General features: G+C 71.4%; 1 protein-coding gene. It reads left to right on the top strand.

Annotated elements, in window-relative coordinates; genetic code table 11:
• On the top strand, positions 1-431 hold a 431-nt coding region (locus C1J00_RS43860; protein WP_245936763.1), incomplete at its 5' end, for an NPCBM/NEW2 domain-containing protein.
• Between the last annotated feature and the right edge of the window lie 315 nt (positions 432-746).

Genomic DNA, 746 nt, shown 5'->3' with positions numbered 1-746 from the left:
CCGTCTACCAGTGGAGCGAACTGTCGTACGACATCAGCGGTGACGGTACGGATCCCGAGATGCGGATCGGTTCGAGCAGCTGGGTCTGGAAGCGGTCCGGCCTGTCGGTCGGGGCCCAGCGGTACCCGCACGGCGTCACCGTCCACGGCCGCTCGTCCGTCACCATCGACCTGAACCGCTCCTGCTCGTCGTACGACGCGCTCGTCGGGGTGGACGACATGACGCTGCGGCTCGGCAAGGTGTACTTCTCCGTCTACGCCGACGGCGTCCGGCTGTGGCGGTCGCCGCTGGTCGAGGGCGGTGACCCGGCCGTGCCCGTCCATGTGAACCTCACCGGCCGCAGCACGGTCCGGCTGGTGGTGGAACCGCGCAGCGCCCTGGACTACCTGATGCCGGTGGACTGGGCGGAGTCCAGGTTCACCTGCGGCTAGCTCCGCGGGTACGCGGCTCACACCAACCGGTGCGGGGCGTTGCCCGGGGGTGTGTGCGGGTGCTCGGCGTTGCCGCTGGGGGGGCCGGGGGTTCCGCAACCCGACGGAACGGGGTTCTTCGAGCAGGGACTACCCCCGGCGCCCACCTGTGCCGCCCTTGGCGGCACGCATGCCCGCAGCTCAGGCGGCCCACTTGGCGCGTCAACGGCCAGTCAGCCGGCGACCTCATCGCGCCGTTCCGAGGACGGACACCCCCGGCGCGGCCCCGGCCCATACGCGGCGCTCAGGCGAAGCAGGCGCGCACAGGTACTACAC

This window comes from Streptomyces cahuitamycinicus (genome assembly GCF_002891435.1).
GTDB lineage: Bacteria > Actinomycetota > Actinomycetes > Streptomycetales > Streptomycetaceae > Streptomyces > Streptomyces cahuitamycinicus.
The sequence above is the reverse complement of the archived record's forward strand: the minus strand, read 5'-3'. Positions and strand labels throughout refer to the sequence as shown.